Origin of the sequence: Lactobacillus sp. IBH004 (assembly GCF_026185255.2) — a bacterium.
In the GTDB taxonomy this organism is placed as follows: domain Bacteria; phylum Bacillota; class Bacilli; order Lactobacillales; family Lactobacillaceae; genus Lactobacillus; species Lactobacillus melliventris.
In genome coordinates this window covers 129,007-153,382 of record NZ_CP110217.2, presented here as the reverse complement: position 1 = coordinate 153,382, position 24,376 = coordinate 129,007, and the positions used below count along the sequence as shown (strand labels likewise).

Below are 24,376 nucleotides of genomic sequence, written 5' to 3'. Positions count from 1 at the left end.
ATTGCCTAGCTTAAACTAGCATGATATCATAAGGAAAAATTAAATTAGTGTTAAAAGATAAGAGATAGCTTAATTATGGAAATACATATTGACGGAGACTTTGATCAAGAATTTGAAGATGAAAAAGTAGAATCACAAGAAATTGATTTGGAAAATTTTAGCAACATAGATGCAAAAACATATGTTGCTAATGTTACTGTTCAAGTGGGCGCTGATTTTCATATATCAACTCATGACATTAATCCTGAGCGCATGAAAATTAGTGTGGCAGAACAAACTCTTTTTATTCGTGAGCAAAAGCCTCATTATCCTCATAATCATCAGAAAAAAATTTATATTTGCAAAGCCGAATATAAAATGACAATTACCGTTCCCCAGACTGCCGTGCTCAATGAGGTACGAATAAACGACTTTTCCGGTAGACTTAATTTGAGTGGCCTGAATATGCAGAAACTTGATGTCAGAGCAAATGCTGGTTCCTTAAAATTACAGGACGTCACGATTCAAAATGATACTAAAATACGTTTAGATGCGGGTAATTTAGATATCTACCAGTGTAAGATGAATTCTAATGCAAATCTATCTGCTGGATCTGTCAAGATCAAAGGTTTACAAGGAAAAAACCACTTTCAACTAGCTGCCGGATCACTAAAAACTTTAGACGACAGAGATGATCAGACTGATTATGATTTATCTACTACTCTTGGCTCAATCTACTTTCACGGCAGTAGAATGGGCAAGCATTTTTACAAGCATGAAGGCAGTGCCAACCAATTAACTGCTATCAGCTCGGTGGGCTCAATCAAAATTCAATAAAAGAAGTCTTACTTCGACTTGCACAGGCAAAGTAAGACTTTTTTAATGTATCAAATTAGCGCTGAACATCAATTATAAATGAGTTAATATCTCCCCGATATTTAGCAATCGAATATTCAATTGGCCGTTCATCCCTTGTCAGTCCTTGAGTGTGAAAGTAGAACACCGGCTTATTAACTGCAATGTTTAATAAGTTGGCGGTAGTTTCGTCAGCTTCTATTACTTCCAATCGCCTCACTACTCGCGTAACTTTTAAATGATACTTTTCAAGAGTACTATATAAAGATTCCTGGGCAAAATTATAATTAATCAACTCAGGTATCCTCTGTTTAGGCACATAAGTTGTAACTAAAACAATCGGTTGATCATTGGCATAGCGCAGCCGCACTAATTTAAAAACCGGTGCTTTCTCAGGCAGCTGTAGATTTTTGCTTACTTCGGGTGTCGCTTTTTCTTCATCAAAATATAGCAAATTAGTTTTAGGGTAGATACCCTTAGCACTCATTTCTGCGCTATAGCTTTCAATCAAATGGGTAAATTCTTGCTCAATCTTAACTTTTTTAACTAGTGTCCCTCGCTTACGCTTTCGCTCCAGATAACCTTGATTAACTAACAATGAAATTGCTTGCCGCATTGTTGGCCTGCTCACCTGATATTTATCCGCTAATGCAGTTTCCGGTGGAATAATTGTATTTTGCGGGTAAAAACCAGTTTGAATTTTATTCAAAAGATCATTGGCAATTACTTGGTATTTAGGGAGTTCTTTTTCTGCCAATTTATTCCATCACTTTCACATTATTAATTATGTCATTATAAAAATAATATACCATGCAAAAAGCCAGTGTAAAGAGTTAGCTGTTACTTTTTTTACACTGACTTTTTATTTAAATTTCAATTGCGTTGATACCATCTTTTTCAAATCGTTGTTTAAGAGTTTCAATAATCTTTACACCTGAACTGGTACCTATACGTTCGGCCCCAGCTGCAATCATTGCCAGGAAATCATCAGTATTACGGATGCCGCCTGCTGCTTTGACTTTGACATCAGGACCAACATTTTCTTTCATTAGCTTAACATCTTCTACTTTTGCACCAGCGGTGCCAAAGCCAGTTGAAGTTTTGACAAAATCTGGTTTCACCTTTTTAGCAATTAAGGCCAGCTGCTTAATTTCAGCCTTAGTCAAGTAGCAGGTTTCAAAAATGACCTTACATGGTACATGATGGTCACGGCAAAGTTTAACCATTTGAGTCATTTCATCTTCGATATAAGACCAATTATGAGCTCGCACTTGCGTTAAATTAACAACATAATCGATTTCATTAGCACCATTTTGTAATGCATCTTTAGTTTCTGCCAATTTACAAGTTATTGTAGTTTGGCCCAAAGGAAAACTGATCGCAGCCCCAGTATCAATATCCGTCCCCTTTAGTTGCTGGGCACAAAATTCAGATTGAACTTCATTAATTGCTACCATCTTAAAATGATATTTTTTAGCTTCATCGCAAAGCTTTTTCATGTCTTCTTCGGTTGCATCCGCATGTAAGTTAGTATGATCAATTAGTCGCGCAAAATCATCTATTGTATACTTCATTTTTATTCTCCTTTTTGTATTTACATAAATTGATTTTACCCACAGAAAGTGATAATGTCAACCGCTTACTTTTTATTATAAAAATAGTGTTTGACTTATATAAAGCGATTACATATAATTGTGTTGTAAATTAATATGTATTTACAAAAGGGGTGATTTTAGTGAAAATATTATTAACTTCACATGGACATTTAGCACAAGGCATCGCTTCTGGCTTTGAATTTATTGCCGGCAAATCAGACCATATCATGATACTTGCATTAGATGAAAGAGGAATTGGTTCATATCGTGACCGTCTACAAGAGCTGCTTGACGGTGAAACAGAACCAGTCTTAATTCTGGCAGACTTAAAAGGTGGAACTCCATACAATGAGTCCTTTAAGTACTACTTGGCTCATACAGAAAGAATACGAGTGGTCAGTGGACTGAATCTACCAATGCTTTTAGAACTTGTCCCTCAGTTATCTGACAATACAACGCTTGACGAAGCCGTACAGACAGTTCTACAGGCAGGAACCAATGGTATTGCAGTTGCTCAAGACCAGCAAGATGATGATGACGATATTGAATTTTGAAAAATAAGAAAGGTGTAGTAATAATGAGTATTTCAGTAGTAAGAATTGATGATCGGGTAATCCACGGCCAAACTATGACCCGTTGGACAAAAGCACGTCCTGTGGACGGCATTTTAGTTGTCGGTGATAATATAGCCCACGATAAGTTGCGCCGTAAGGTATTAAAAGCTGCTGCTAACGACTTAAAAGTTGGCATTTATACGGTTGCTGAAGCTGGCGAAAAAATCAAAAAGGGGATTGAATCTAAAAAGAAATTTTTCTTAATCAGCGACTCCCCTAAGACTTTTGCCCAAATGGCAGACATGGGCGTTGACTTTGGCAAAGTATTAAATGTTGGCCCGATGAATACCCGTCCTGGAACTAAGGTACTCGGACGGACAGTAGCCATCGATCAAGACGACTATAACGCTTTTGAAGATATTGCCAAGCATGGTATTGATATTCAATTTCAGCTATTACCTGATGATGAGATTAAGCCTTGGTCAACTATGAAAAAGAAATATGATTCTATGTCCTAATTTTTGGAGGCAATAAAAATGAATAATTTATTTTTTCCCGCACTTTTAACAGGAATTTTCTGTTATCTGGGAGCGATTGAAACACCTTGGCTCTTTGGTATGACTGGAGGCTTCTACATTGTTGGTAGACCTTTGGTAGCCGGATTACTAGTCGGTCTTGCCTTTGGTGATATTAAAAATGGTATTTTGTGCGGCTTAGCTGTACAAGCAGTTTTCATCGCTAACCTGTCAACTGGAGGTGCTACTAACAGTGAAATTACTTATGCAGCTTATGGTGGTATCGGCTTAGCAATGGCGACTACTAAAAATCCTGCAATCGCTGTTACCTTAGCCATTCTCATCGGTCAGACATTTGGCTTAATCTTCTACAACGGCAGAATGGCTCTTTATTCTTTCTGGAACACTCGCGCTGAAAACGCCGCTCATAATAATGATGATCGCGGTATCATCCTGAACCATCTAGTTTATCCACAAATCACTACCTTCCTTTTACGTGCTGTACCAGTTTTTCTGGCAATTTATTATGGTAAAGGTTTAGTCAATTGGCTAATCAACAGCATTCCCGCTATTGTAACCCACATTATTCAGGTTTTGGGCGGCGTTTTGCCAGCCTTGGGTATTGCAATGTTAATGAGCATAGTAATCAAAAACAAATCACACTTTATTTTCTTCTTTGTCGGCTTTGTTTTACTAGCTTTTGCCAAATTAAGCATGATTGCAATTGTCTTTATTTCCGCTTTAGTCGCATATCTGTATTACATGGCAACTGGTAAAAGCAGTGCTTCAACTGCTACTAGCTCTGCAAATAATGCAGAACAGGCGGTTGATAATGATGACGAATATGAAGATGAAGACTTATTTTAACGAGAGGTGTTAAAAATGGCTACAAAAGAAAATAATACTGAACCACAAAAGCTACTATCAAAACATGAACTTAATCAAATTTGGTATCGGTGGGGTTTTACACACCTCAGTTCAATGAGCTATGAAAAGTTGCAGGGACATGCCTGGGCATATTCTTACTTACCTTTTGCACGTAAATATTATAAAAATGATCCTGAGAAAAAAAGACGTCTACTTGAACGTCATTCCATGTTTTACAATACTGAACCACAAACAGGTCAAATTATTAATGGGATTGTTGCTTCCCTAGAAGAACAAATTGCTTTAGGTAATGACGTTTCAGAAGAAATGCCAGTTAACATTAAAGCTACTTTAATGGGTCCTTTGGCCGGCATTGGTGATTCAATTATTCAAGGAATTATTGTTCCTATTCTATTATCAATTGCTATGAGTCTAGCCAAGGGTGGCAGTCCTGTCGGACCATTATTTTACATCATTGCCTACGGTATAATCGGACCTACAATTTCCTATATTGCATTTCATAGTGGTTATAAACTGGGAGTTGGTGCAATCGACACTATTGTGGGCGAAAATTCCAAAAAAATTACCGATGCTTTTAACATCTTAGGTGTAATGGTCGTGGGCGCATTAGCCGCAAATACCATTGTCTTAAAAACAGTGGCGAAAATTCCTTTAGGTGGCAAATCGCAACCTTTACAAACGGTTCTAGACGGTATTTTCCCTGGACTATTGCCTTTAGCTATGGTTATTTTAGGCTGGTGGCTTGTTTCCAGTAAACAAATGACAGCTACTAAAGTCATTATCATCATGGTAGTAATTATAACTATTGGTTGTTTGATTGGATTATTTTAACCTCGTATTTGTAAAAGTACATCTATACTCATTTTCAGTTAATTTAAGAGCACATGTCAATTATGTGCTCTTTTTGTGTACATAAAGTTAATTTAATCGACAAGTAATTACCTACTTATAATATTTTGGGTAAGTACTTGCTTAACTATTAATAAATTAAGCAAGTATGTGAAGATAGATTGCCTAGATAAAGTTATGACAACTAACCTATATCGCCCCCTTTTTAATCTCACAAGATTCATGATAGAATTACTTGATGGCATTATCGAAAGAAGGGTTTCATGGGTAAGCAAAAATACTTTTATCATCATTTAACTGATGATTTGGTAGTTAGCCAGAGCCAGGATTATCACTTGCCAAATAGCTATAATATTTTCCCCCATTCTTTAGGTGGAAAAGTCTGGGCAAAAATTGTACGTTCATTAGGGCATTTAATTAGTATAATCTATATTAAGTTGGTTTTAAGGGTAAAGATAGTTGGCAAGGATAAGCTGCAAGCTGCCGCAAATCAAGGCTACTTTATCTATGGCAACCATACCCAAGCCTTTGGTGACGTGGTTTTGCCGCTTAACATTATTCCAACCAAAAATTATTATGCAATTGGGGCACAATCAAATTGGGGCATCCCTGTGTTAGGCAAACTGGTTTTGCCTTATTTTGGGCTTCCTGTGGGTCAGAACTTACAGCAATCTGGTAAACTAATTAAGGCAGTAGCTACCGTTATTAAGGCTAAAAAAGTAGTTGTCATCTATCCTGAAGCTCACGTTTGGCCCTATTACACTAAAATCAGGCCTTTTCCTGCAACCAGTATGCACTTTCCCGTTACACTTGACGTAGCCAGTTTTACTATGACTACAACTTATACTAAGCCCAAATGGGGTAAAAGGCCGCGCATAATTGTGTATCTCGATGGCCCTTTTTACCCAGATTCACACATTGGTAAAAAGCGGGCACAAGAAAAGCTGCACCAGGAAATTTATCAAACAATGCAAAAACGAGCCTTAAAAAGTAATTATGAATATTGTACGTACCAAAAAATAAACTAAGGAGTTCTCAATGAATATTCTTTTTTGCGGTGACCATAACGCCGAGGATGGCATTCTTATCGCTACTCTTTCATTATTGAAAAACAGTGGTGCCCAAGAACTCCATATATACATCCTAACAATGTATACTCAAAGTTATCATAAAAAATTTCAGCCTTTTAGTAAGCAAGCGGCTGATTACCTCAAATCACTCTTAGTAAAGCAAAATCCCCAAAACACTTTAAAATTGATGGACTGTACTGGTTTATTTGTCAGAGAACCTCTCATAGCAAATATGAGTACTCATTTTACTCCCTATGCTATGCTCAGACTTTTTGCGGATGAAATACCGCAGCTGCCAAATAAAATATTATATCTTGATGCTGACGTGATTGTCAGACGCAGCTTAGTCAACTTTTACCAGCAAGATTTAACTGGCACTGAACTTGTTGGTGTCCTTGATTACTGGGGGCGCTTCTTTTTCCACAACTTGCACGAACACAAAGTGTTTGATTACGTTAATTCCGGCGTTTTGCTGCTTAACTTGCCTGAAATCAGGAAAACTAACTTATTTGCCCGCATTCGACATCTTTTACAAACCAGAACAGTTTTAATGCCGGATCAAACTGCGCTTAACCGTTATGCACGAGAAAAGAAAATTGCTCCCAGGCGCTATAATGAACAGTATAAATTGCAGCCAGACACTGTGATCCAGCACTTTACTACCAGTTTTCGCTTTTGGCCCGTCTTTCATACCTTGACGGTTAAGCCATGGGATGTTCAACGTGTACATAAAGTGCTAAAATTGCATGAATATGATGACATTTTGACTAATTATCTTAATGTTAAAAGCAATTTAATAAAAAAATAACGTTTGGAGAAAATAACAACATGACAATTCCAGTTTTTTATGCTATCAGTGATGACTTTACAAAATACGCGGCAGTATCGCTCAATTCTTTGGTTAAAAATTCCTCTACTGATAAAGATTATACAGTTTATTTTTTAAGTCAGGATTTAACTGCACAGCATAAACAGGACCTACAAGAAATAGGTACCAGCAATGTTCACATTAAGTTTTTTAATATTAATGATGAAATAGTTGCCCCTATTCAGAATCGTACCGAAAACTTTTTGCGGGCTGACTTTTTTACCATGTCCATTTTCTACCGCTTGTTTATTCCTGACCTGTTTCCACAATACGATAAGGCTATTTATATCGACAGTGACACAATCGTTAACGATGATATTGGCAGACTGTATGATACTAAGCTAGGTAGTCACCTCTTTGCCGCTTGTACAGACTCATCAATTCAATATGTGACAAAAATGGTTAAGTATATTAAAGAAGTGTTAGTTCTTGATCCGAAAAAATATATCAATTCCGGAATGCTGGTTTTAAACTGCAAAGCCTTTCGCGACGAACACTTTATTGACCATTTTATGAGTTTACTCAAAAAATATCATTTTGACTGTATTGCTCCTGATCAAGACTACTTAAATGAAATTGGCGACAAGAGAATTTTACATTTAGATCCCAAATGGGACGCAATGCCAAATGATAATACTGAGCCCCTAGCTAATCCCAGTTTAATTCACTATAATCTTTTCTTTAAACCGTGGCATTTTCAAAATGTGCAGTATGAAGAATATTTTTGGAACAGTGCCAAAGAAACTAAGTTTTACAATGATTTGTTAGCAGAATTAAATAATTATACTGATAAACAGCGTGATGAAGACCGGCACAAATTGGATCATATGCTAGCCAAAGAAGACAAAACCATTAATGACCCTCATAACTGGGCTAATGTAAAAAAACAAGGACCTGTTAGTTTATGATTATCGGTGACAATCGTGAACAAGTAATTCAAAATATTAAAGAAGCTGTTGCCAAAAGGGATTGGCATGCCAAAGTCGAAATTGGTGACCCTGTATTATCCCTCAAAGAGAGTAAAGAATTAGTCAACAATTTTTGGCATGAACAAAAAACTGTCAAGGGAAAAATAAATGATCGAATTGGTCACTTGCTTTTCAATACTTTGATGCGTATTTTGACATCATCGACCACATTTACCGGACTCGAAAACCTGGCTGATTTACCTCAAGGCGGGGCAATTATTACGGCCAATCATTTTAATCAAATTGACTCCCTGCCAATTAAACATTTAGCTAATAAAGCTCATCATTCATTAACAATTGCCATTGAAGATACTAATTTGAAATTACCGGGAATTTTATGCTATTTAATGAACTATGTGGGCACTATTCCCTTAATAGAAACTCCCAGCTATGTTGGTAACGAGTTCCCGAATCACCTGCATGATGCTTTAGAGCAAAACAACTGGGTTTTAATTTATCCTGAACAGGAAATGTGGTGGAATTACCGCAAACCCCGTGAATTAAAACGGGGCGCGTACTATTTTGCGGCTAAGCAAAATGTCCCAGTCATTTCTACTTTTATTGAAATCCAGACAATCGATAAACTAGAAAAAGATCATCCTAATTTTTATCAAACAAAATATGTAGTCCATGTTTTACCACCAATTTTTCCAGACGTTAAACTGAGTGCCAATGAAAATTCTAAGAAGATGATGGCATGTGATTATCAGCAAAAAGTTGCAGCTTATGAAAAGGCTTACCAGCGTAAGTTGGATCTGACTTTTACCCCCTGGGATATTGCTGGCTGGCGTTTCAACTATCAAAAAAATCAAAATAAAGGTTAGACTTGTGATTTTTTTGCGACTATAATTGAGGTGACAATTAGTAAGTGTATTTGGAAAGGGGATATTTCCAATGGAAAAATTCACAAAAGAGTCTTTAGCAAAATATGATGGCAAAAATGGCAATCCAGCCTATGTTGCTATTAAAGGTGTTGTTTATGATGTAACTGGTAATCCGCACTGGACTGATGGTGAGCACCATGGCAATCTAGCCGGCCGTGATTTAACTGTTGCAATAGGACAATCACCTCACGGTGAAAGTGTCTTGGGTAAGTTGAAAAAAGTCGGTACTTACGAAGATTAATTAACATAAATAGTAAAAAGCAGGCATATGTTTGTATGCCTGCTTTTTTGATGATTAATAATTTAATAATCTATGTCTTTTTCTGATAAATTATTACCGTTACTCTGGATCACCCTCTTGTACCAATAAAATGATTTCTTTTTTAACCTTTTGCATGAACCACTGCCGTCATCATGCAGATCAACATAAATAAGTCCATATCGTTTACTCATTTCTCCTGTTGACGAACTCACTAAATCAATACAGCCCCAAGGAGTATAACCAATTACTTGAGCACCATCATAAATTGCACCACTAATTGCTTCAATATGTTTTTTGAGATAATCGATTCTGTAATCGTCATAAATTTTATTTTGTACAGTTACTTTATCTTTAGCTCCGACACCATTTTCAACGATAAAGAGCGGTTTTTGGTATCGATCATATAGTTTGTCTAAAATCACGCGCAAGCCTATTGGATCTATTTGCCAACCCCATTGAGTAACAGTTAAAAACGGATTTTTAACACTTTGGATTAGATTTCCTGGCACAATTTCTCGCTTGTTAATCTTATCGATAGTATTAGATTGGTAGTAGCTTAAAGAAATAAAATCAACTGTTCCGTCAGCAATTTCTTTAAATTCAGTTTTTGTCCAGTCAATATTTTTCTCTGTCAAACCATAATCCTGTAAAAACCTGTGCGTATAACTAGGATAATACCCTCTTACCTGAACATCTGAGCAAAAGAAATTAAAATCTTGCTCTCTGTGTAAAGTTACCAGCTGATTTTCTGGATTGCAGTCGTAAGAATAATTAGCGGTAGAAAGAATCATGCATCCCATTTTAATTTCTGGAGCCAATCGGTGTGCAAACTTAACTATTCTGGCACTTGCTACAAATTGGTTATGCCATGCTTGAAAAACATTCTTAAAGTTTTTAGATCCAGTACGTGGTATTAGAGCCTGAGAAAGAACTGGAAAATGCAATGCAGAATTAATTTCATTAAAAGTAATAAAATACTTTACCTTATTTGCGTACCTGGACAAAATCACCTGTGCAAACTTAACAAAATAGTCAATCATTTTTTTGTTCGCCCAGCTATTTAACTTCTTAATCAAGTTTAAAGGAATCTCATAATGAGAAAGTGTAATAACTGGCTCAATCTGATATTTTAAACACTCATCTATTAAGTTATCATAAAACTGCAACCCTGCATTATTAGGTTTTTCTTCATCACCATTAGGAAAAACGCGACTCCATGAAATAGAAAAACGATAACATTTAAAGCCCATTTCTTTAAATAAACGAATGTCTTCTTGATATCTGTGATAGTGGTCAATACCAAAATGATTGGGATATTGATAGTTCTTTTCATCTATTTGCCAGTTAAAATCGTTACGATTAACTATTTTTAATCTATTTTTTCCTCCAGGCATTGCATCAACCGTTGAAGGCTTTCTACCATTTTCTAAATATGCACCCTCAATCTGAGATGCTGCAGTAGCACCACCCCAAAGAAAGTTTTTAGGAAAGTTATTATAATTCATTATCTTTATACTCCGTCTGCTGATTCAAAAAATTATATAAACCTCCATATAAGTTAGCGTCGCTCAAAAAAGTGGTAGTTACGATTTCCGGTAGTTCGATGTTATTAGCAATTTTGGGAGATTTTTCAACAGCAGTTAATAATTCTACTTTTATTTGCCTAAGCAAAACTGGCTGATTACTAATGCCCCCGCCAATTGCTACTCTTTGAATATCAATCACGCTATGTATATTTAAGATAGTAGTCGCAATGGCTGCACAATAGTTTTTAAATATAGTCCAAATCACCGGATCCTTGTTATTGATAGCCTCAAAAACTTTTTTACCATCATCAATATTGGATAAATTTTTATATTCTGCACATTTTTCAATCATATTTAAAGCAGAACATAACTTACCAACAATATTATTTTGATCAATAGCTCTTCCTAAAGTAATAAAACTTATTTCTCCAGCTTGATCATGAAAACCGCGCAAAATTTTGCCATTTACTATTATGCCGCCACCAACGCCAGTGCCTAAAATAATTACCGCGCCATTAGTTATATTATGCATACTACCGCGCCATATTTCAGCTAAAGTTGCAGCTCGTCCATCGTTTTCTACTTCAACTGGAACATGATATTTATTTCCTAATATGTGTTTAAAATTAAATTGATCAAGATAGTGTAGCGAGCCCCCATGATATACAATTCCGGTTTTAGAATCAACTTTACCTGGGACACTGACGGCAATTCCTTTAATGTTAACCAAATATTTTTTCACAACCTTATCAAGTGTTTTGACAAAATCAGAAATATTATCGGGTGTACTAGTATAATCTTTTGTTATTAAATTTCCTGACTTATCAAATAAGCCAAATTTAATATTCGTGCCGCCTATATCTATACTAAGATATTTACACATATTACCTTTCCCATCTTTTATCTTACTTATAATACTTCTTTAACAAGTAAATTGGTGTGCAACTCCACGCATGACAATAACTGTTTATTGCTAAATTATTATATGGCGAAAAGTCTAGATCATCTGGCTTAAAGGCTTCCCAAAAAGTATCTGCACCTAAGTCAAGCATGCCACCCCAATATTTCTTAATTAAATTTATAGCCAGCTCATTATTACTTGATTCAAAAAGCGCTGCGACAATATGATGATACATATATGGTGTAGTAATATCTTTAAACGGATAAAACTTTTTCATACTTGCAGCCATAAGTTGCTGGTTTTTTTCATCAGTTAAAATGTGAGCTAATACCATCCAAACTTGACTTGCTACGTTAATTTCTTTATTTTTACCACTAACAAAAAAGCCAGTTTTTTTATCATATAAATTATTAAGAACAGCTTCTACGATATCTTGTAGTTTTCTAGTATAGTCTGTCATATCTTCATTAACAACTTGACCCAAAGAAATGAACTGCTTAAGTGCATAAATCAAAATAGCAGTTGCACAAGTTGATTTATCAAAGTTATTGCCAGAATCAACATATATTGGCCAATCTGATTTTAGCTCAACTAAATTTTGCTTATTTAAATAAAGCAGTGCTTGTGCCAATTCCCGTTTAGCTGGAAGAAATAGATCTTTGACAGTTTCTTTGTCATGGTATTGTTGATAGTAATCAAACAAAGTTGAAATGAAAAATAAACCATAATCATATAAGAAAGTATCATCAGGAATAGGTTCTGAACCTGTAAATAAATTGCTGGTAATTCTGCCACTACTGGTCGGCAAAGCTCCAAATAAATATAAACACCGCTTTACTAAGTTTTGATCATTAAAGGAAGCATAATTTGCTAATGCCTGCAAGCGCAAATCACCCAGCCAGAGCCTTCGATCCCTTTTGGGACCATCTTCAAAAACATCTTGCATACAGTCCTGCAAAGTTTTTGCACTTACTGCAATAATTTTATTTAATTGGTCATCATCTGTTTTAAAAGTTGCTATATTGGCTAGTGAAACTGCACTCTTAGCTTCAAAAGTGGGATTATGGAATACAACTTTCCATTTAGGCGAAGTATCGATTACTTCTAGTTTGATGTACCTGCATGAATATCTTCTATTTAATTTTAAAACTGTAGGGAGTTGGTCAACATGGATATAGTCTTCTTGAAGCCAGGATTTACTGAGTGCACCATCATACGGTTCTGTTATTTTTACAAACTCAATTGGTTGTTCAGCAAAAACCAAGTGTAAAAATAAAGGTGCATCCATTGGCGAACCCACAGAAGAAATTTCGACGCTAAAGTAGCCCACATGATGATTGCCTAAATCTAAAATAATAGAATCTCCTTTGCCCAATTTAATGTGACTAAGATTCTCCAGCTTTTGATTTGAAGCTTCAATAGTTATACCGTCTATGCCCTTGCCTTTAGTAACGGTTACCAGTTTTTGCGGTACTACCGTTTCTGTTAACAAAGGTTTTTGTGCATCTTTAGCTTTATCCAAAAACTTGTTATTTCTGTCAAAATCTATTTTTTTACCTGTTTGAAAATGCATGAAATTATCTCCTTATACTTAATTTGCAGTTTTTACTTTTCTAAAAGATGCTACTAATGTAATTACTGCCAAAGCAATTAATATTATTCCAGCATTAATAATAGCGAACTTGCCAGTTTTACCAATAAAACTACCTGCATATGGCGAAATGAATGAGCCAAAATTAGATCCGACTAAAGCTAAAGATGTATAAAATGGCGCATTTTGTGGTAAAGCAACTTCACTTATACGATTAAAAATATACGGGGTTACATTAGAAGCAGCAAAACCAGTTACAATATTTAACAAATAAATTATGCCCATTACTTTAGTAAAACCAATCATTATGAAACCCAGTCCGACTAAGGCTAAGCCAGCTGGTAATAAATATTGCCTTAAATGTTTGTATAAATAGCCGAAACACATTCCGCCTAATAAGCCAGCTAAATTATGAATACTCCAAGCTGTTGCTGCTTGAGGGGCAGTACCAATTTTGTTTTGAACTAAAAAGGTTGGTAATTTGACTGAAAGAATCATAAAACAAACCATTGCCATAAACATGAGGAACATTAAAGTAATAAGTAGTCCTTTTCCTGTTTGACTTTGATCTGATTTCTTACCATCTGTTTCAGTATTATTTTCTTCGTCTATGTAACCTTCCTTTTCAGGAACAGGTACGAAAATGACAAACAGAATAACAGCTGGAATAAATAACAAATAAACTAAATACGAAGCATGCCAACTAATTTTTAACAATTGTCCAGCAAAATAAGTCATAAGTGACGTACCAACACCAGCAATGGCTGAGCGCCAGCCCATTAGTTTTGCTCGTTCATCACCTTTGAAAAAGGTCCCTATTAGACTAATTGCTAAAGGGTTAGCTAAACCAATACCTATACCCAAAACTGCACGAGAAACTAATACTACCATGTATGAATTAGAAAAAGCAGGAACAATTGAGCTCACAGCTGCTATTACCATACCTAACAGAGCTGTTTGCTTTTGTCCTATTTTTTTAACAATTACGCCACTGACTAGTACAAATACTGTCACAAACATTGAGACAATAGTCGTTAACATTTCTACGTTTGTTAGAGAAACATTACTAAAAGTCTTTGCCATACCTGGTATGGTAGCAGTAATAACACTAGCTGCTTGTTCAACAATATTTAAAAACAATAGTGCAATAATCAACATTATTTTTCTTGTTTTAATCAATATCTTCACCTTCCAATAAATATTAATTCTGATCAATCCTAGTGCACTTAGATTCTGCAATAACTATAGTCAAAATTTCACAGAAATATTTGCTCAATATTAATATTTTTTGTATTATATTATTATTAAAGAAGGCGCTTTCAAAAAATGGATGATTTAAAGTACATATTAAAGCATTTTAGTTCAGCTTTTAAGCTGCCAATACTCTTATTTGATAACAAAAAACATATCATTAAAAAATTTCAAAATAGTTTGACCCCTGTTTTTCCGAGGTCATATTTGAATCACATTAATCCATTAGGTCAAATAAATACTATTTATTTATATGTTACACAAGAGCAAGACAGCTTCAGCGTCATTTATCTAGATAAGCCCCAAAATAATATCATTGTGCTTTGGTCTAGTTCTCACAACTTAAACAACATGAAAACCCCGACCTCTAATTTCACGGAAGTAAATATCGAGTTGTTGATCGAGTATAGTACGATACTTTATTTTAGTATTTATCAGAAGAAGCCTATTATTAACCAGCCAATAAGCATCTTGAAACACGCATATCTTAGTAACAATAAAAACAATAAAATAGTGCAAAATGAAATTAATACTGATCATGGAAACTATTTAAAAGAGCAATCAATGATGAATGCTATTAAACTGGGAAATCCTGCTTTATTTGAAAGACAGTTAAAAACTTTTATTCCGAGCGGTTCACCTGGAAAAATGATTAAAGGTAATGATTTACGAGAAAAGAAGGACCTATTGATAGTATCAATAACTCTTTTTACCAGAGCTGCAATTCAGGGAGGGATGCGCCCCGAAGCCGCATATGACTTAAGTGACTTATGTATCCAAAAAGTAGAGGCTTTAAGTACAATTGGAAATCATTATGAAATAATGCTCGATATAGGTAAACTTTTTATCAAACATATTAGAATTAACCAAGGCTATCCGCACTTTAAGTTAATTTACAGCATTCAAGACTTTGTATACCATCATTTAAACTCCAGAACCAATTTAACGGACCTGGCTTTGCAGTTAAATTACTCCAAAAATTATTTATGTGCGACTTTTAAAAAAGAAACTGGTAAAACCATTGTTCAATACATAAACGAAATAAGGATCACTGAAGCACAAAATCAGATTATTTTTTCAAAAAAGAGCTTATCTGATATTGCTAATTCATTAGGTTTTACCAGTCCAAGCTATTTTTCTAAAACGTTTAAAAAATATGCGCATTTATCCCCTAAACAATACCGTAGTAAATTTCAAGCATAAAAATTCCGAAGTATACTCAAGATATTACCGTATATATTTAGTATTTAAAAAACTTATAGAATCCCATACCTAATAACTAGTTAGTGCCAATACTATAGAGTAATGAGAAATTAAGAAACAATATTTGTTAGAAGAAGTGATAATTATGCTACAAATTCAACATGTTTCAGAATTAAGAAATTACAATAAAGTCCTTAATAAAGTTAAAAAAGATAATCCCGTCTTTCTTACCAAAAATGGCTATGGCAAATTTGCGCTCATAGATATCGAAGAATATGATGAATTTACTACTGCTCTTGAGCTAGTAAATAAGCTGAAAAAGCTGAAAAATCAAAGTACTATAATTTTGATGAAATTAAAGGAAAACTATTTAGCTAACGTTCTCATTAAAATTATCAAGTCCTTCTAAAGAATATCTTGAAAACCTAAAAACATACTTATTGACTAGATTAGGTGAAAAAGTTAAAAAAAGAAGCTTTAGCACGAGAAGATCTCATTCCAAAAATCCAAAGTTACTTTCATTAATTAAACGCATCCATTTAGGACGCACTCCCTTTATTGTATTAAATAACTAAAAAATACGACCTCCGAAACTGACTTAATTTCGGAGGTCATATCATTGTTAAAACATTTTATTAATTTTCAACCAATTTTGCTGCAGCAGCAATATTTTCTTGGGCTGGTAAAGGAATTCTGCCTAAGCCATCAAGTCCAACATTTAAAAGATAATTGATTCCTAAACTATTTAAATGTTTGCGGTATTGGTAAATTGTTGCGGGAGATTTCCAATTTTGATCGCGGTATGAAAAGCCCCAAGAATCATTAACTGTGCCAGCTGTCTCATATAAACCATAAGGAGACGGTTTAAATCCTTCAATTGAATTATAATCAACATTTTGCTCGTTTTCTTCTTTGTCGCTTGGAATTTCATTGTCACCAAGTGAAACATAATCATATTTACCATTACCAAGACGGGAATTGATTAAACAGTTTGGCTGCAGTTTTTTCACCGTGTCGTAGACTTCCTGACTCTGAGCCTCAGTCAAAGTCATTGGTACATCAAACCAGGCTGTAGCTATCTCACCGTAATTACTCATTATTTCCTTAATCTGAGGTATGATTTTGTCATTAAAACACTGAGCAAAGTTCTTGTTTTTCTGTGGAAAATCCCAGCTGTTATCCCAAGTAGTACCAGCTGATTCGATATCATTTGAAAGGTAGCCGCCACCGTTAGGTTCATGCCAGTCTAAGTCTTGTGAATAATAAAGACCAAATTTCAAACCTGCCTTTTGGCAAGCTTCTGCCAATTCTCCGATTACATCCCTGTGAAAAGGTGTCGCGTCATAAACATTGTATGGGTCAACTTGTGAATGATACATTGCAAAACCATCATGATGTTTAGTAGTAACTACCAGGTACTTCATACCACAATTTTTAGCAAATGCGACAATCTTATCAGCGTCAAAATAAATTGGATTAAAAGCTGTTGCAAGTTGGCGGTACTTAACAATAGGTATTTGCAATTTAGACTGAATCCATTCGGCATAATAACTTGAAGATTTTCCTTCATATTCACCAGCAAGAAGAGAATATAATCCCCAATGAATCATCATGCCATATTTAGCATTTTTGAACCATTCAATATTATTATTTTTATTCATATACTTCTCCTAACATTGTATTTTTACAATTTCATAGCCGTCAATTTTGGGAACAGTAAAGCTAATTTTGGTATCATCTTGGTGAAAAGCAATTTCTTGATTTTGCCTTATAAGTTCGACCTTTTTGACTTTTCTGTTTCCTACTAAAACTGTAAAGTTTTGATTTATCAACTGTGTCCGTTCATCAATAGTATATAAATTAACCGCATTTTTCTTTAGAGGATAGTCTAATAGGTGTAACAAAAACTTATTTTTATTTGATGAGTAATGTAACTGTGCTGACAGGCTTGGTTTATCTTCTGGCTTAACAACATACCGATCTGGAAGTAATATGTTCAAAGCATCAGAGATGATTTCCTTTACCCACCGAGGAGCATAGTCACGATAAATCTTGAAAACAGGATGCGAAAAGTAAATGCAGTTTCCTTTCAGAGTAGCTGCTGGTACACCTTTTTTGCCTGTGGAAGGAGCATGTTTATGGCCGTAATAATATTTACCTTCACGGTTAAAGTAAGGTTCACGTGTTTCCAAAATAACTTTTGAGCTAATTGGTTCAACAGCCATTCCCTGCTCATACATAACATGTTCTTCTTGAGGTAAATTATGTCCTATTTGTGAATTAGGATAAATATAATCGCGATCCCAGAAAGAGTATCCTTCCATTAAATTACCAGTCAGAGGGTTTTCATTGTAAACTCCTTGATCCATTGACTGGTATGACAACAACACCTTGCCACCGTTTTTGACATAATTTTGCAGTTTGGCAAAACTTTCTGGTGTAGCTTTAATTTTGTCTGGCAGAATCAGCAATTTATATTGAGAAAAATCTGCTTCTAAGTCTATGATATTAAATTGATATCCCAGTTCGTCGAGGACTCGGTTGGCTCCGATAAGGGATTCGTCTAAAGTCATACCGTTGTCCCATATGCTTTCCGGAGTAACTACAGCAATTTCTGCTAAAGGCTTCGTATTTTCAAGTTCTGGTTCTAGTTGTTCTACAGTCTTATACACATGGCCAATTAATTCATAGGTAGCAGGAGATAATTGACCACTAGGATGTAATTGGTCACCAATTGAACACCCTGCACCAAAAGACAGCATTTGAAAAACTTCATATTCCAAAGCTTCTTTATTTTTAAAGGATTGAAAATCACCCCAGGATGTATGAAACTTTCCAGTCATACCGATAATGTCCTTACCCAAGGTCCTAGCATATCTATCCACTAGAGGAAAATTATCGTAGCCCCAGTTTCCACCAGGAAGACTCTCTATTTCAAGATGTGAGTAGTAACGCAGTGAAGTTTTAATATAAGGTCCAACATGAGAACCATTATAAAAAATAGTAGCATTCTTAACTCGTTTATGAATTAGACTGGTCATTTCACGTTTAAACTCTTTTAGCATTAAATGACAATACCGCACACGTTCACTTTCAATTGTGTGGTCGATACCTAGACGAGCCATTTCTTTTCTGCAATGTTTGCAATCGCATGGCACTAGGAAAAAAATATCAAAGAAGAAACCATCAATGTTCTCTGCTCCAATACTGTCTATCACATCGTTAACATGGTCGAACAAATAATGACGATAATCGCTATTTAAACATAAAACATCATTAAAATTAGGCTTTTCATCACCCATATTAATTCTATTGCCTTCAGGATCTCGGCAGAGCCATTCTGGGTGATTTAACATGCAATATTCATCCCATTGACAGGTAGAATAAATAGGAACTTTTATTCCTACCTCATGACAAGCTTTAATTTGTTCTGCAAGCAAGTTATGATTGACTAATCCTGGATGAATCATTTCAGGATGATTTTTAGAATTATACCAGAGATACCCATGATGATCCCGAGCAAAACAGGTAATAGAGTTGACATGAGCTTTTTTTAAGGTTTGAGCAAACTCATGACTGTCAAATTTTTCACCAACTTTAACATATGGACTAGTGTGAAAATCCAAGTGAACAGTTCTTTTACGCATCTTTATTGTCTCCTTTAGCTTTATTTGCTAACATCAAATTTACAATCAAAAATACCACACCAAAAATAATCCAAATAATTGCTGAAATAATCAGACCCATTTCAGGGCTATAATTATGGAATAAAGCTCCTAAAAATTGGAAGATAAATGGAGCAAACGTTCCACCGATATTAATTCCAAAGATAACTATGGAAGTGCTCAACGTCATTGAACCTTTTGGCGAACTAAGGGCAAACAATTCAGTCATATGAGGATTCATAATGCCCCAGAAAAAGCCGGAAATCATAATGCAAGCGCCAATTAAGTATGAATTGCGTAAAAATAGTGTAGCTCCTAATGCAAGACCAGCAATGGTAGCACTAAACGCGGTAGTATTTTTCTGCCAGACATGATAAATGTATTTATAGAGCAATCCTGAAACAATAGCTGCAATTGGTAATAAGCTTAAGATAAAGCTTCCTGTACTACTATCACCAATATGATTATTAACAATGTAGCTTGGAATTTTAAGACTAATTCCCATATAACTAATTTGCATAATGCCAAACAAAACCGCATAGCCAATTATTTGCCAATTAGTTGTCTGCTTAATCTTTTGCTGATCGACATCTTCGCCCACAGTAACACTATAGTTATCAAAACGCTTAGGTATCCAAACCAGCGTCATTATGAACGGAATAACAGCTAGAGCAAATACCCAGTAAGCAGAATGCCAACCAATTTTTATTAAATAACCAGCTAAAAAGAGTAAAACGGTACTACCAATATTAATAAAAGAATTTCTGTAACCTAAAAGCTCATTAGCTCTTTTCTCTTCATAAATATCAGTGATATATGAAACACTTAATGGAGTAAGAAGAGAGATCCCTACTCCTACCATTATTCTGGAAAATAAAATTAACCAATAATTACCGGTAAATACTGGAATAACACCACAAATTGCAGTGATACCTAATCCCAGCAATGCCAACAGTTTTTTACCAGTAACTTTTTCAATAAACCCAGCAAGCAACGGAATAAAAATTCCAGAGAAGCTCGGAATAGTGACAATCAGCTCTACAGTAGAAGTTGGCATGTTAGCAAAATGCTTTTCCATTAAAGGAATAGTACCACTAATAGCTCCTGAAGTAGATAAAACCAGAGAAATACCCATGATCGCTATCATTAGTTTTTTACTCTGCTGAATAACACTTTTGTCATCCATAAAATTTCTCCTTACTTAAATAAACAAAACTTTTTTAAACCGGTTCATTTTTATAATAAAATATAATGTTCACTAAAGCAGAATAATATATATTACGAAAATGAACCCTAAATGTATCTAAACAATAAAAAGCTTTTAATAATTGAACCGGTTCAATTACACAATAATAATATTACTTTTAGAAATTAATTGCAATCGCTTTCTTAAAAGTTTTTATTTATGACAGAATCTCGCCAAACAATTTTGGCTTTAAAAAACTTGGTTTGGTAGTTTAAGTCAGCCGGATTAGTAATTTTTTGTATAATTATTTTCCCAATTTCTCGGCCGATTTTTGCGACTGGCTGTGCTACAACGGTTAACTGGGGTTTTATTACTGTAGAAATATCATAGTCATCAAAGCCAATAAATGAAATATCCGCAGGAATTCTGAGATTCAACTCATTTATTGCTTGAATCGCACCTATTGTCATATAATAATTTGTAGAATATAGTGCGGTTATTTGGTGATTATTTTTAAGTAAATCTAAAGTAGCATCATAGCTTGAATCTTTAAATGAACTTCCACCTACTATTAACTCGCGATCAAAAATACCGTATTTTTTCATTGCAGCAACATAACCGCGCAATCTTTCAGAGCCAACATACCCTTGTTGGCCACCCGAAATAATGCCAATTTGTCTGTGACCTATTTCATAGAGGGATTTGACAGCTTCAACTGAAGCATGATAATTATCCAGCAGTACCGTATCGCACTCAAACCCAGATATGGGAGTATCAACAGCTACTACTGGGATTTTTTTCTTCCTGAATTCTTTTAATATGGGCACTGCTTGTTCAACATGAAAAAGAACGATGCCATCTACATTTCTTGAGTACAGAAATTTAAGCTTTTCGTTTAGCAATTTTATATTGTTTTTATAATCAGCAATTATTAACTCATAGTTATTTTTTTCCAAAAAGTCCTCTAAAGAAGTGACTATGGATGCAGCAAAAATATCTGTTAAAGCATTTACCACAACACCTATTGCATGACTTTTCTTTGTTTTTAAGCCCTTTGCTAAATAATTTTGCTTGAAACCAAGTTTCTTAATAGCTGCAGCAATTTTATCCATATTTGTTTTTTTTAGAGTATATCCATTCAAATAGCGCGAAACAGTACCTAAAGACACACCTGCTTCTTTCGCAACATCACGAATTGTAGCCAACTGATGATCTCTCCTTACATTTATTTTAAAAGTTTAATGATTTACAATAAAATAGTATTCTTTTGCTCTAAACATTTTATCATTTAAAGTTTGAATATGCTTTCAAATTACTTCTCTTGATAATTGTACTCTTGTACTGTCTCACAAAAAATAGACATTATAATATTACCTAGTTACATATAAAATAAAATAAAAAATCTTATTATATAAACCGTCTTAGTTATTTCAATTTTTACTATTCAAAATAAAATTTGTACACAAAAAGCTAACTTTATCAGAATATAAAGTTAGCTTTTTAATACTATTATTATATTAATTTTAAGGCTCTATAATTTATCCTGTTGATGACTTATCCATGTGGTAAGCTGTTAATAGGTTTTTTATTGCATAAAAAAGGAGGACATCTTCCTCTTGCTTCTTGTAATAAAATATTAACTTCACCCAATATTTTATAGAAGGTTTGAATTATGTCCTCTTTTAATAATTATATTAAATTTGCTCTTGATATTAAAGATCAAAACATTGTTTTTGAAGATTATTTCTTCCGTTTGGCTAACGGCTATAAGCAGAAGGTTTACCAAGCTGTCTTATTGCAGCCCAGTTGTCCCTTTTGTGGCTCACAGGAGCTGCGGCACAATGGCCGTTTGAAAACCGAAATCCGCTATCCTGCTGCCAATGCCAGTCAGCCAGTCATTATTAGACTTTTTAAGCAGAGAGTCTGGTGTCGCACCTGCAATAAACGCTCAATGGCTCAATCTGACCTGGTAGGCAAATACTGCTGTATTTCCCAGCATTCTAAGCTCAAAATTCTCAGTGCTTTAACAGAAGACCGCTCAATGACCAGCATTGCCCGGGAAAACAATGTTTCTGTCAATACGGTGCAAAGAGTGCTGGGCTCTTGCTCGCATCAGTTTAGTAGCAGCTATGATTATTTGCCGGAGCATCTGGCCTTCGACGAGTTTAAAGGCGTTGACCGCACCTTGCATTTTATTTGTCTTGATGCCGACAAACACGAGGTGGTTCAGATTCTCCGAACACGCTATAAAAAAGCAATTATTGCCTACTTCAAAAAGTTTGCGCCAGCGGCTTTGCAAGGCGTCAAAACAGTTTCTCTGGACCTGAATTTTTACTATCAGGACATTGTGCGAGCATGCTTCCCCAACGCTGAGCTTGTGCTTGATCGCTTTCACATGGTACAAATGCTTACGCGTTCCTTCAACTCCCTGCGCGTGCAGGTCATGAAGAAATTCAAAAAGACCAGCAGAGAATACAAACTGCTTAAATCACCGTGGAAACTGTATCTCAAGAAGTACCAGGCACTCGACCAAATTCATCCGCATTACAATTGGCACTACAAAGACAATCTGACGCAAGAGCAGATAGTCAACGAAGGCATCGCCTGCAGCACGGAGCTTACTAATGCCTACAACCTGCTGCAGGCATTTTATGATGCTTTGGCTGCCAAAGATCCGCTGGCAATTAAAGAAGTGATTCATGCTAAAGAAGAAGTTGGCTGGCAAATGCATCAAACCCTGTTAACTTTTAAGCATAACCTGAAAGCAGTAATTAACGGGATAACATTGAATTATTCCAACGGCTGCTTAGAGGGCTTCAATCGCAAGATTAAACAAATTGAGCGCACAGCTTTTGGCTACGCCAACTTCCACAATCTGCTAACCAGGATTAGATTAGCAGAAAACAAGGTAAAAGAAAAAGAACCAAGCAGTTTTTTAGCTGCTTGATTCTATTCATTTAAGCTCTATCAACAGGATTTGACAAAGAGCCAATTTTAATCCACTGCCAAATACTTTTCCGCATTCCGCAAATCTGCAATCGACAGCTGACCTGGTGCAGAAGTTTTGCCAACAGCACCAAAGGACAAACTAGAACCGAAAACTTGACCGGCTACTCTAGTAACTTTACCAATATCGCCCATAGCCATAGTAATCAAGGGATTAGCAATTTCTGCATTCATTTCTGTCGTTGCTGCTAAAAGAGTTAAAACGTCAGTAGCACTATGAGGCATGCAGGCTAATTTAGGGACATCTGCACCAAGTTGCGCCATTTTTCGTAAACGAAATTCAATTACATCTTTAGCTGGCACCTTTTCAAAGTCATGGTTACTCATAATTACCACGACATTGTAGTCATGAGCTAAGTTCACTAAAGACTTTACTCTTTTTTCATCATGAAAAAGTTCTATATCAACTGCATCACCCAGCCTATTAGTAACGACATATTCTATTAAATTTAAATATTCGTCTTCAGCCAGACTGCAGACCCCACCCTCATTTTTAGTGCGAAAGGTGACCAAAATAGGCAGCTCGCCCACTTCCTGCCGCAATTTCTTGGCAGTAGTATTTAGCTTGGCAAAGTCATTAACTCCCGCAGCATAATAATCAATCCGCCATTCCATTAAATCAGGTTTGGCAGACTTAATCTTTTCAGCTGCAGTCAAAATTTCTTCTGTGCTTGTTCCGACATTAGGTACGGCAATTTTGGGCAGCCCTGCACCTAAAACAGTATTTCTAATCCTTACAGTAGCCATTAGTTAATCCCTC

24 protein-coding genes are annotated in these 24,376 nt (G+C 35.3%); 13 read left to right on the top strand and 11 right to left on the bottom strand.

Annotated elements, in window-relative coordinates; genetic code table 11:
• The first annotated feature begins 75 nt into the window (after positions 1-75).
• Positions 76-816 carry a DUF4097 family beta strand repeat-containing protein gene (locus LDX54_RS00710; RefSeq protein ID WP_265667176.1) on the top strand — a complete coding sequence of 247 codons (741 nt, stop codon included), beginning with the start codon at positions 76-78 and terminating at the stop codon, positions 814-816.
• A gap of 55 nt (positions 817-871) precedes the next feature.
• Here the strand turns inward: LDX54_RS00710 and LDX54_RS00705 are convergent, their stop codons facing one another.
• Positions 872-1,591 carry a GntR family transcriptional regulator gene (locus tag LDX54_RS00705; protein ID WP_046324112.1) on the bottom strand — a complete coding sequence of 240 codons (720 nt, stop codon included), beginning with the start codon at positions 1,589-1,591 and terminating at the stop codon, positions 872-874.
• Between the two features lie 109 nt (positions 1,592-1,700).
• Positions 1,701-2,408, bottom strand: a complete 708-nt coding sequence (deoC, locus tag LDX54_RS00700) for a deoxyribose-phosphate aldolase (RefSeq protein ID WP_198202215.1) — start codon at positions 2,406-2,408, stop codon at positions 1,701-1,703.
• A 161-nt stretch (positions 2,409-2,569) separates the two neighbouring features.
• On the opposite strand from deoC, the gene LDX54_RS00695 reads away from it, so the two are divergent.
• From LDX54_RS00695 to LDX54_RS00655, 9 genes are all read left to right on the top strand, one after another.
• Positions 2,570-2,983 (top strand): PTS mannose/fructose/sorbose family IIA subunit, encoded by a 414-nt coding sequence (locus tag LDX54_RS00695; RefSeq protein WP_187156928.1) that lies wholly within the window; start codon positions 2,570-2,572, stop codon positions 2,981-2,983.
• A gap of 23 nt (positions 2,984-3,006) precedes the next feature.
• Positions 3,007-3,501 (top strand): PTS sugar transporter subunit IIB, encoded by a 495-nt coding sequence (locus tag LDX54_RS00690; protein WP_110445413.1) that lies wholly within the window; start codon positions 3,007-3,009, stop codon positions 3,499-3,501.
• Between the two features lie 18 nt (positions 3,502-3,519).
• Entirely contained in the window at positions 3,520-4,365 is an 846-nt protein-coding gene (locus LDX54_RS00685) for a PTS sugar transporter subunit IIC (RefSeq protein ID WP_265667177.1), read from the top strand.
• 15 nt (positions 4,366-4,380) lie between these two features.
• The gene (locus LDX54_RS00680) at positions 4,381-5,217 is read left to right on the top strand and encodes a PTS system mannose/fructose/sorbose family transporter subunit IID (RefSeq protein ID WP_187156930.1); all 837 of its coding nucleotides are present in this window, start codon (positions 4,381-4,383) and stop codon (positions 5,215-5,217) included.
• 281 nt (positions 5,218-5,498) lie between these two features.
• Positions 5,499-6,263, top strand: a complete 765-nt coding sequence (locus tag LDX54_RS00675; RefSeq protein WP_187156931.1) for a 1-acyl-sn-glycerol-3-phosphate acyltransferase — start codon at positions 5,499-5,501, stop codon at positions 6,261-6,263.
• Positions 6,264-6,273: 10 nt separating this feature from the next.
• On the top strand, positions 6,274-7,113 hold the full coding sequence (locus LDX54_RS00670; RefSeq protein WP_046324106.1) for a glycosyltransferase: 840 nt from the start codon (positions 6,274-6,276) through the stop codon (positions 7,111-7,113).
• Positions 7,114-7,133: 20 nt separating this feature from the next.
• Positions 7,134-8,081: a glycosyltransferase family 8 protein gene (locus tag LDX54_RS00665; protein WP_265667179.1), complete on the top strand. Its 948-nt coding sequence runs from the start codon at positions 7,134-7,136 to the stop codon at positions 8,079-8,081.
• Positions 8,078-8,965, top strand: a complete 888-nt coding sequence (locus LDX54_RS00660; protein WP_265667180.1) for a lysophospholipid acyltransferase family protein — start codon at positions 8,078-8,080, stop codon at positions 8,963-8,965. The genes LDX54_RS00665 and LDX54_RS00660 overlap by 4 nt, the downstream gene beginning before the upstream one ends.
• Before the next feature lie 70 nt (positions 8,966-9,035).
• A complete protein-coding gene (locus LDX54_RS00655) occupies positions 9,036-9,266 on the top strand; it encodes a cytochrome b5 domain-containing protein (protein WP_110445406.1) in 231 nt (76 codons plus the stop codon).
• Between the two features lie 62 nt (positions 9,267-9,328).
• On the opposite strand, the gene LDX54_RS00650 is transcribed toward LDX54_RS00655, so the two are convergent.
• Genes LDX54_RS00650 through LDX54_RS00635 form a run of 4 tightly spaced genes read right to left on the bottom strand, consistent with a single transcriptional unit; the run spans position 9,329 to position 14,484 of the window.
• A complete protein-coding gene (locus tag LDX54_RS00650; protein WP_265667181.1) occupies positions 9,329-10,792 on the bottom strand; it encodes a glycoside hydrolase family 1 protein in 1,464 nt (487 codons plus the stop codon).
• Complete coding sequence (locus LDX54_RS00645; protein ID WP_265667183.1) at positions 10,782-11,696, bottom strand: ROK family protein; 915 nt, start codon at positions 11,694-11,696, stop codon at positions 10,782-10,784. Before LDX54_RS00645 ends, LDX54_RS00650 begins: the two co-directional genes overlap by 11 nt.
• A gap of 22 nt (positions 11,697-11,718) precedes the next feature.
• Positions 11,719-13,287, bottom strand: coding sequence for an alpha-rhamnosidase (locus LDX54_RS00640; RefSeq protein WP_265667185.1), 1,569 nt, complete (start codon positions 13,285-13,287; stop codon positions 11,719-11,721).
• 18 nt (positions 13,288-13,305) lie between these two features.
• Positions 13,306-14,484, bottom strand: coding sequence for an MFS transporter (locus tag LDX54_RS00635; protein WP_265667186.1), 1,179 nt, complete (start codon positions 14,482-14,484; stop codon positions 13,306-13,308).
• Positions 14,485-14,631: 147 nt separating this feature from the next.
• On the opposite strand from LDX54_RS00635, the gene LDX54_RS00630 reads away from it, so the two are divergent.
• Positions 14,632-15,759, top strand: a complete 1,128-nt coding sequence (locus tag LDX54_RS00630; protein WP_265667187.1) for a helix-turn-helix domain-containing protein — start codon at positions 14,632-14,634, stop codon at positions 15,757-15,759.
• Positions 15,760-15,904: 145 nt separating this feature from the next.
• Positions 15,905-16,168: a type II toxin-antitoxin system prevent-host-death family antitoxin gene (locus tag LDX54_RS00625; protein WP_233557691.1), complete on the top strand. Its 264-nt coding sequence runs from the start codon at positions 15,905-15,907 to the stop codon at positions 16,166-16,168.
• 226 nt (positions 16,169-16,394) lie between these two features.
• Here LDX54_RS00625 and LDX54_RS00620 read toward each other — a convergent pair whose 3' ends face one another.
• The 4 genes from LDX54_RS00620 to LDX54_RS00605 form a co-directional block, all read right to left on the bottom strand.
• On the bottom strand, positions 16,395-17,420 hold the full coding sequence (locus tag LDX54_RS00620; protein WP_265667188.1) for an alpha-L-fucosidase: 1,026 nt from the start codon (positions 17,418-17,420) through the stop codon (positions 16,395-16,397).
• 9 nt (positions 17,421-17,429) lie between these two features.
• Complete coding sequence (locus LDX54_RS00615; RefSeq protein ID WP_265667189.1) at positions 17,430-19,406, bottom strand: beta-galactosidase trimerization domain-containing protein; 1,977 nt, start codon at positions 19,404-19,406, stop codon at positions 17,430-17,432.
• Positions 19,399-20,610, bottom strand: coding sequence for an MFS transporter (locus LDX54_RS00610; RefSeq protein ID WP_265667190.1), 1,212 nt, complete (start codon positions 20,608-20,610; stop codon positions 19,399-19,401). Before LDX54_RS00610 ends, LDX54_RS00615 begins: the two co-directional genes overlap by 8 nt.
• A gap of 203 nt (positions 20,611-20,813) precedes the next feature.
• The gene (locus tag LDX54_RS00605; RefSeq protein ID WP_265667191.1) at positions 20,814-21,815 is read right to left on the bottom strand and encodes a LacI family DNA-binding transcriptional regulator; all 1,002 of its coding nucleotides are present in this window, start codon (positions 21,813-21,815) and stop codon (positions 20,814-20,816) included.
• A 467-nt stretch (positions 21,816-22,282) separates the two neighbouring features.
• Between LDX54_RS00605 and LDX54_RS00600 the strand changes: the two genes are divergently transcribed.
• Positions 22,283-23,557 (top strand): ISL3 family transposase, encoded by a 1,275-nt coding sequence (locus tag LDX54_RS00600; RefSeq protein WP_265667192.1) that lies wholly within the window; start codon positions 22,283-22,285, stop codon positions 23,555-23,557.
• A gap of 47 nt (positions 23,558-23,604) precedes the next feature.
• On the opposite strand, the gene aroD is transcribed toward LDX54_RS00600, so the two are convergent.
• The gene (gene aroD / locus LDX54_RS00595; protein ID WP_265667193.1) at positions 23,605-24,363 is read right to left on the bottom strand and encodes a type I 3-dehydroquinate dehydratase; all 759 of its coding nucleotides are present in this window, start codon (positions 24,361-24,363) and stop codon (positions 23,605-23,607) included.
• Between the last annotated feature and the right edge of the window lie 13 nt (positions 24,364-24,376).

Coding starts and splice junctions, on each gene's coding strand:
- LDX54_RS00710 (WP_265667176.1), top strand. CDS start 76: ATGGAAATACATATTGACGGAGACTTTGATCAAGAATTTGAAGATGAA.
- deoC (WP_198202215.1), bottom strand. CDS start 2,408: ATGAAGTATACAATAGATGATTTTGCGCGACTAATTGATCATACTAAC.
- LDX54_RS00690 (WP_110445413.1), top strand. CDS start 3,007: ATGAGTATTTCAGTAGTAAGAATTGATGATCGGGTAATCCACGGCCAA.
- LDX54_RS00685 (WP_265667177.1), top strand. CDS start 3,520: ATGAATAATTTATTTTTTCCCGCACTTTTAACAGGAATTTTCTGTTAT.
- LDX54_RS00680 (WP_187156930.1), top strand. CDS start 4,381: ATGGCTACAAAAGAAAATAATACTGAACCACAAAAGCTACTATCAAAA.
- LDX54_RS00675 (WP_187156931.1), top strand. CDS start 5,499: ATGGGTAAGCAAAAATACTTTTATCATCATTTAACTGATGATTTGGTA.
- LDX54_RS00670 (WP_046324106.1), top strand. CDS start 6,274: ATGAATATTCTTTTTTGCGGTGACCATAACGCCGAGGATGGCATTCTT.
- LDX54_RS00665 (WP_265667179.1), top strand. CDS start 7,134: ATGACAATTCCAGTTTTTTATGCTATCAGTGATGACTTTACAAAATAC.
- LDX54_RS00660 (WP_265667180.1), top strand. CDS start 8,078: ATGATTATCGGTGACAATCGTGAACAAGTAATTCAAAATATTAAAGAA.
- LDX54_RS00655 (WP_110445406.1), top strand. CDS start 9,036: ATGGAAAAATTCACAAAAGAGTCTTTAGCAAAATATGATGGCAAAAAT.
- LDX54_RS00650 (WP_265667181.1), bottom strand. CDS start 10,792: ATGAATTATAATAACTTTCCTAAAAACTTTCTTTGGGGTGGTGCTACT.
- LDX54_RS00645 (WP_265667183.1), bottom strand. CDS start 11,696: ATGTGTAAATATCTTAGTATAGATATAGGCGGCACGAATATTAAATTT.
- LDX54_RS00640 (WP_265667185.1), bottom strand. CDS start 13,287: ATGCATTTTCAAACAGGTAAAAAAATAGATTTTGACAGAAATAACAAG.
- LDX54_RS00630 (WP_265667187.1), top strand. CDS start 14,632: ATGGATGATTTAAAGTACATATTAAAGCATTTTAGTTCAGCTTTTAAG.
- LDX54_RS00625 (WP_233557691.1), top strand. CDS start 15,905: ATGCTACAAATTCAACATGTTTCAGAATTAAGAAATTACAATAAAGTC.
- LDX54_RS00620 (WP_265667188.1), bottom strand. CDS start 17,420: ATGAATAAAAATAATAATATTGAATGGTTCAAAAATGCTAAATATGGC.
- LDX54_RS00615 (WP_265667189.1), bottom strand. CDS start 19,406: ATGCGTAAAAGAACTGTTCACTTGGATTTTCACACTAGTCCATATGTT.
- LDX54_RS00610 (WP_265667190.1), bottom strand. CDS start 20,610: ATGGATGACAAAAGTGTTATTCAGCAGAGTAAAAAACTAATGATAGCG.
- LDX54_RS00600 (WP_265667192.1), top strand. CDS start 22,283: ATGTCCTCTTTTAATAATTATATTAAATTTGCTCTTGATATTAAAGAT.
- aroD (WP_265667193.1), bottom strand. CDS start 24,363: ATGGCTACTGTAAGGATTAGAAATACTGTTTTAGGTGCAGGGCTGCCC.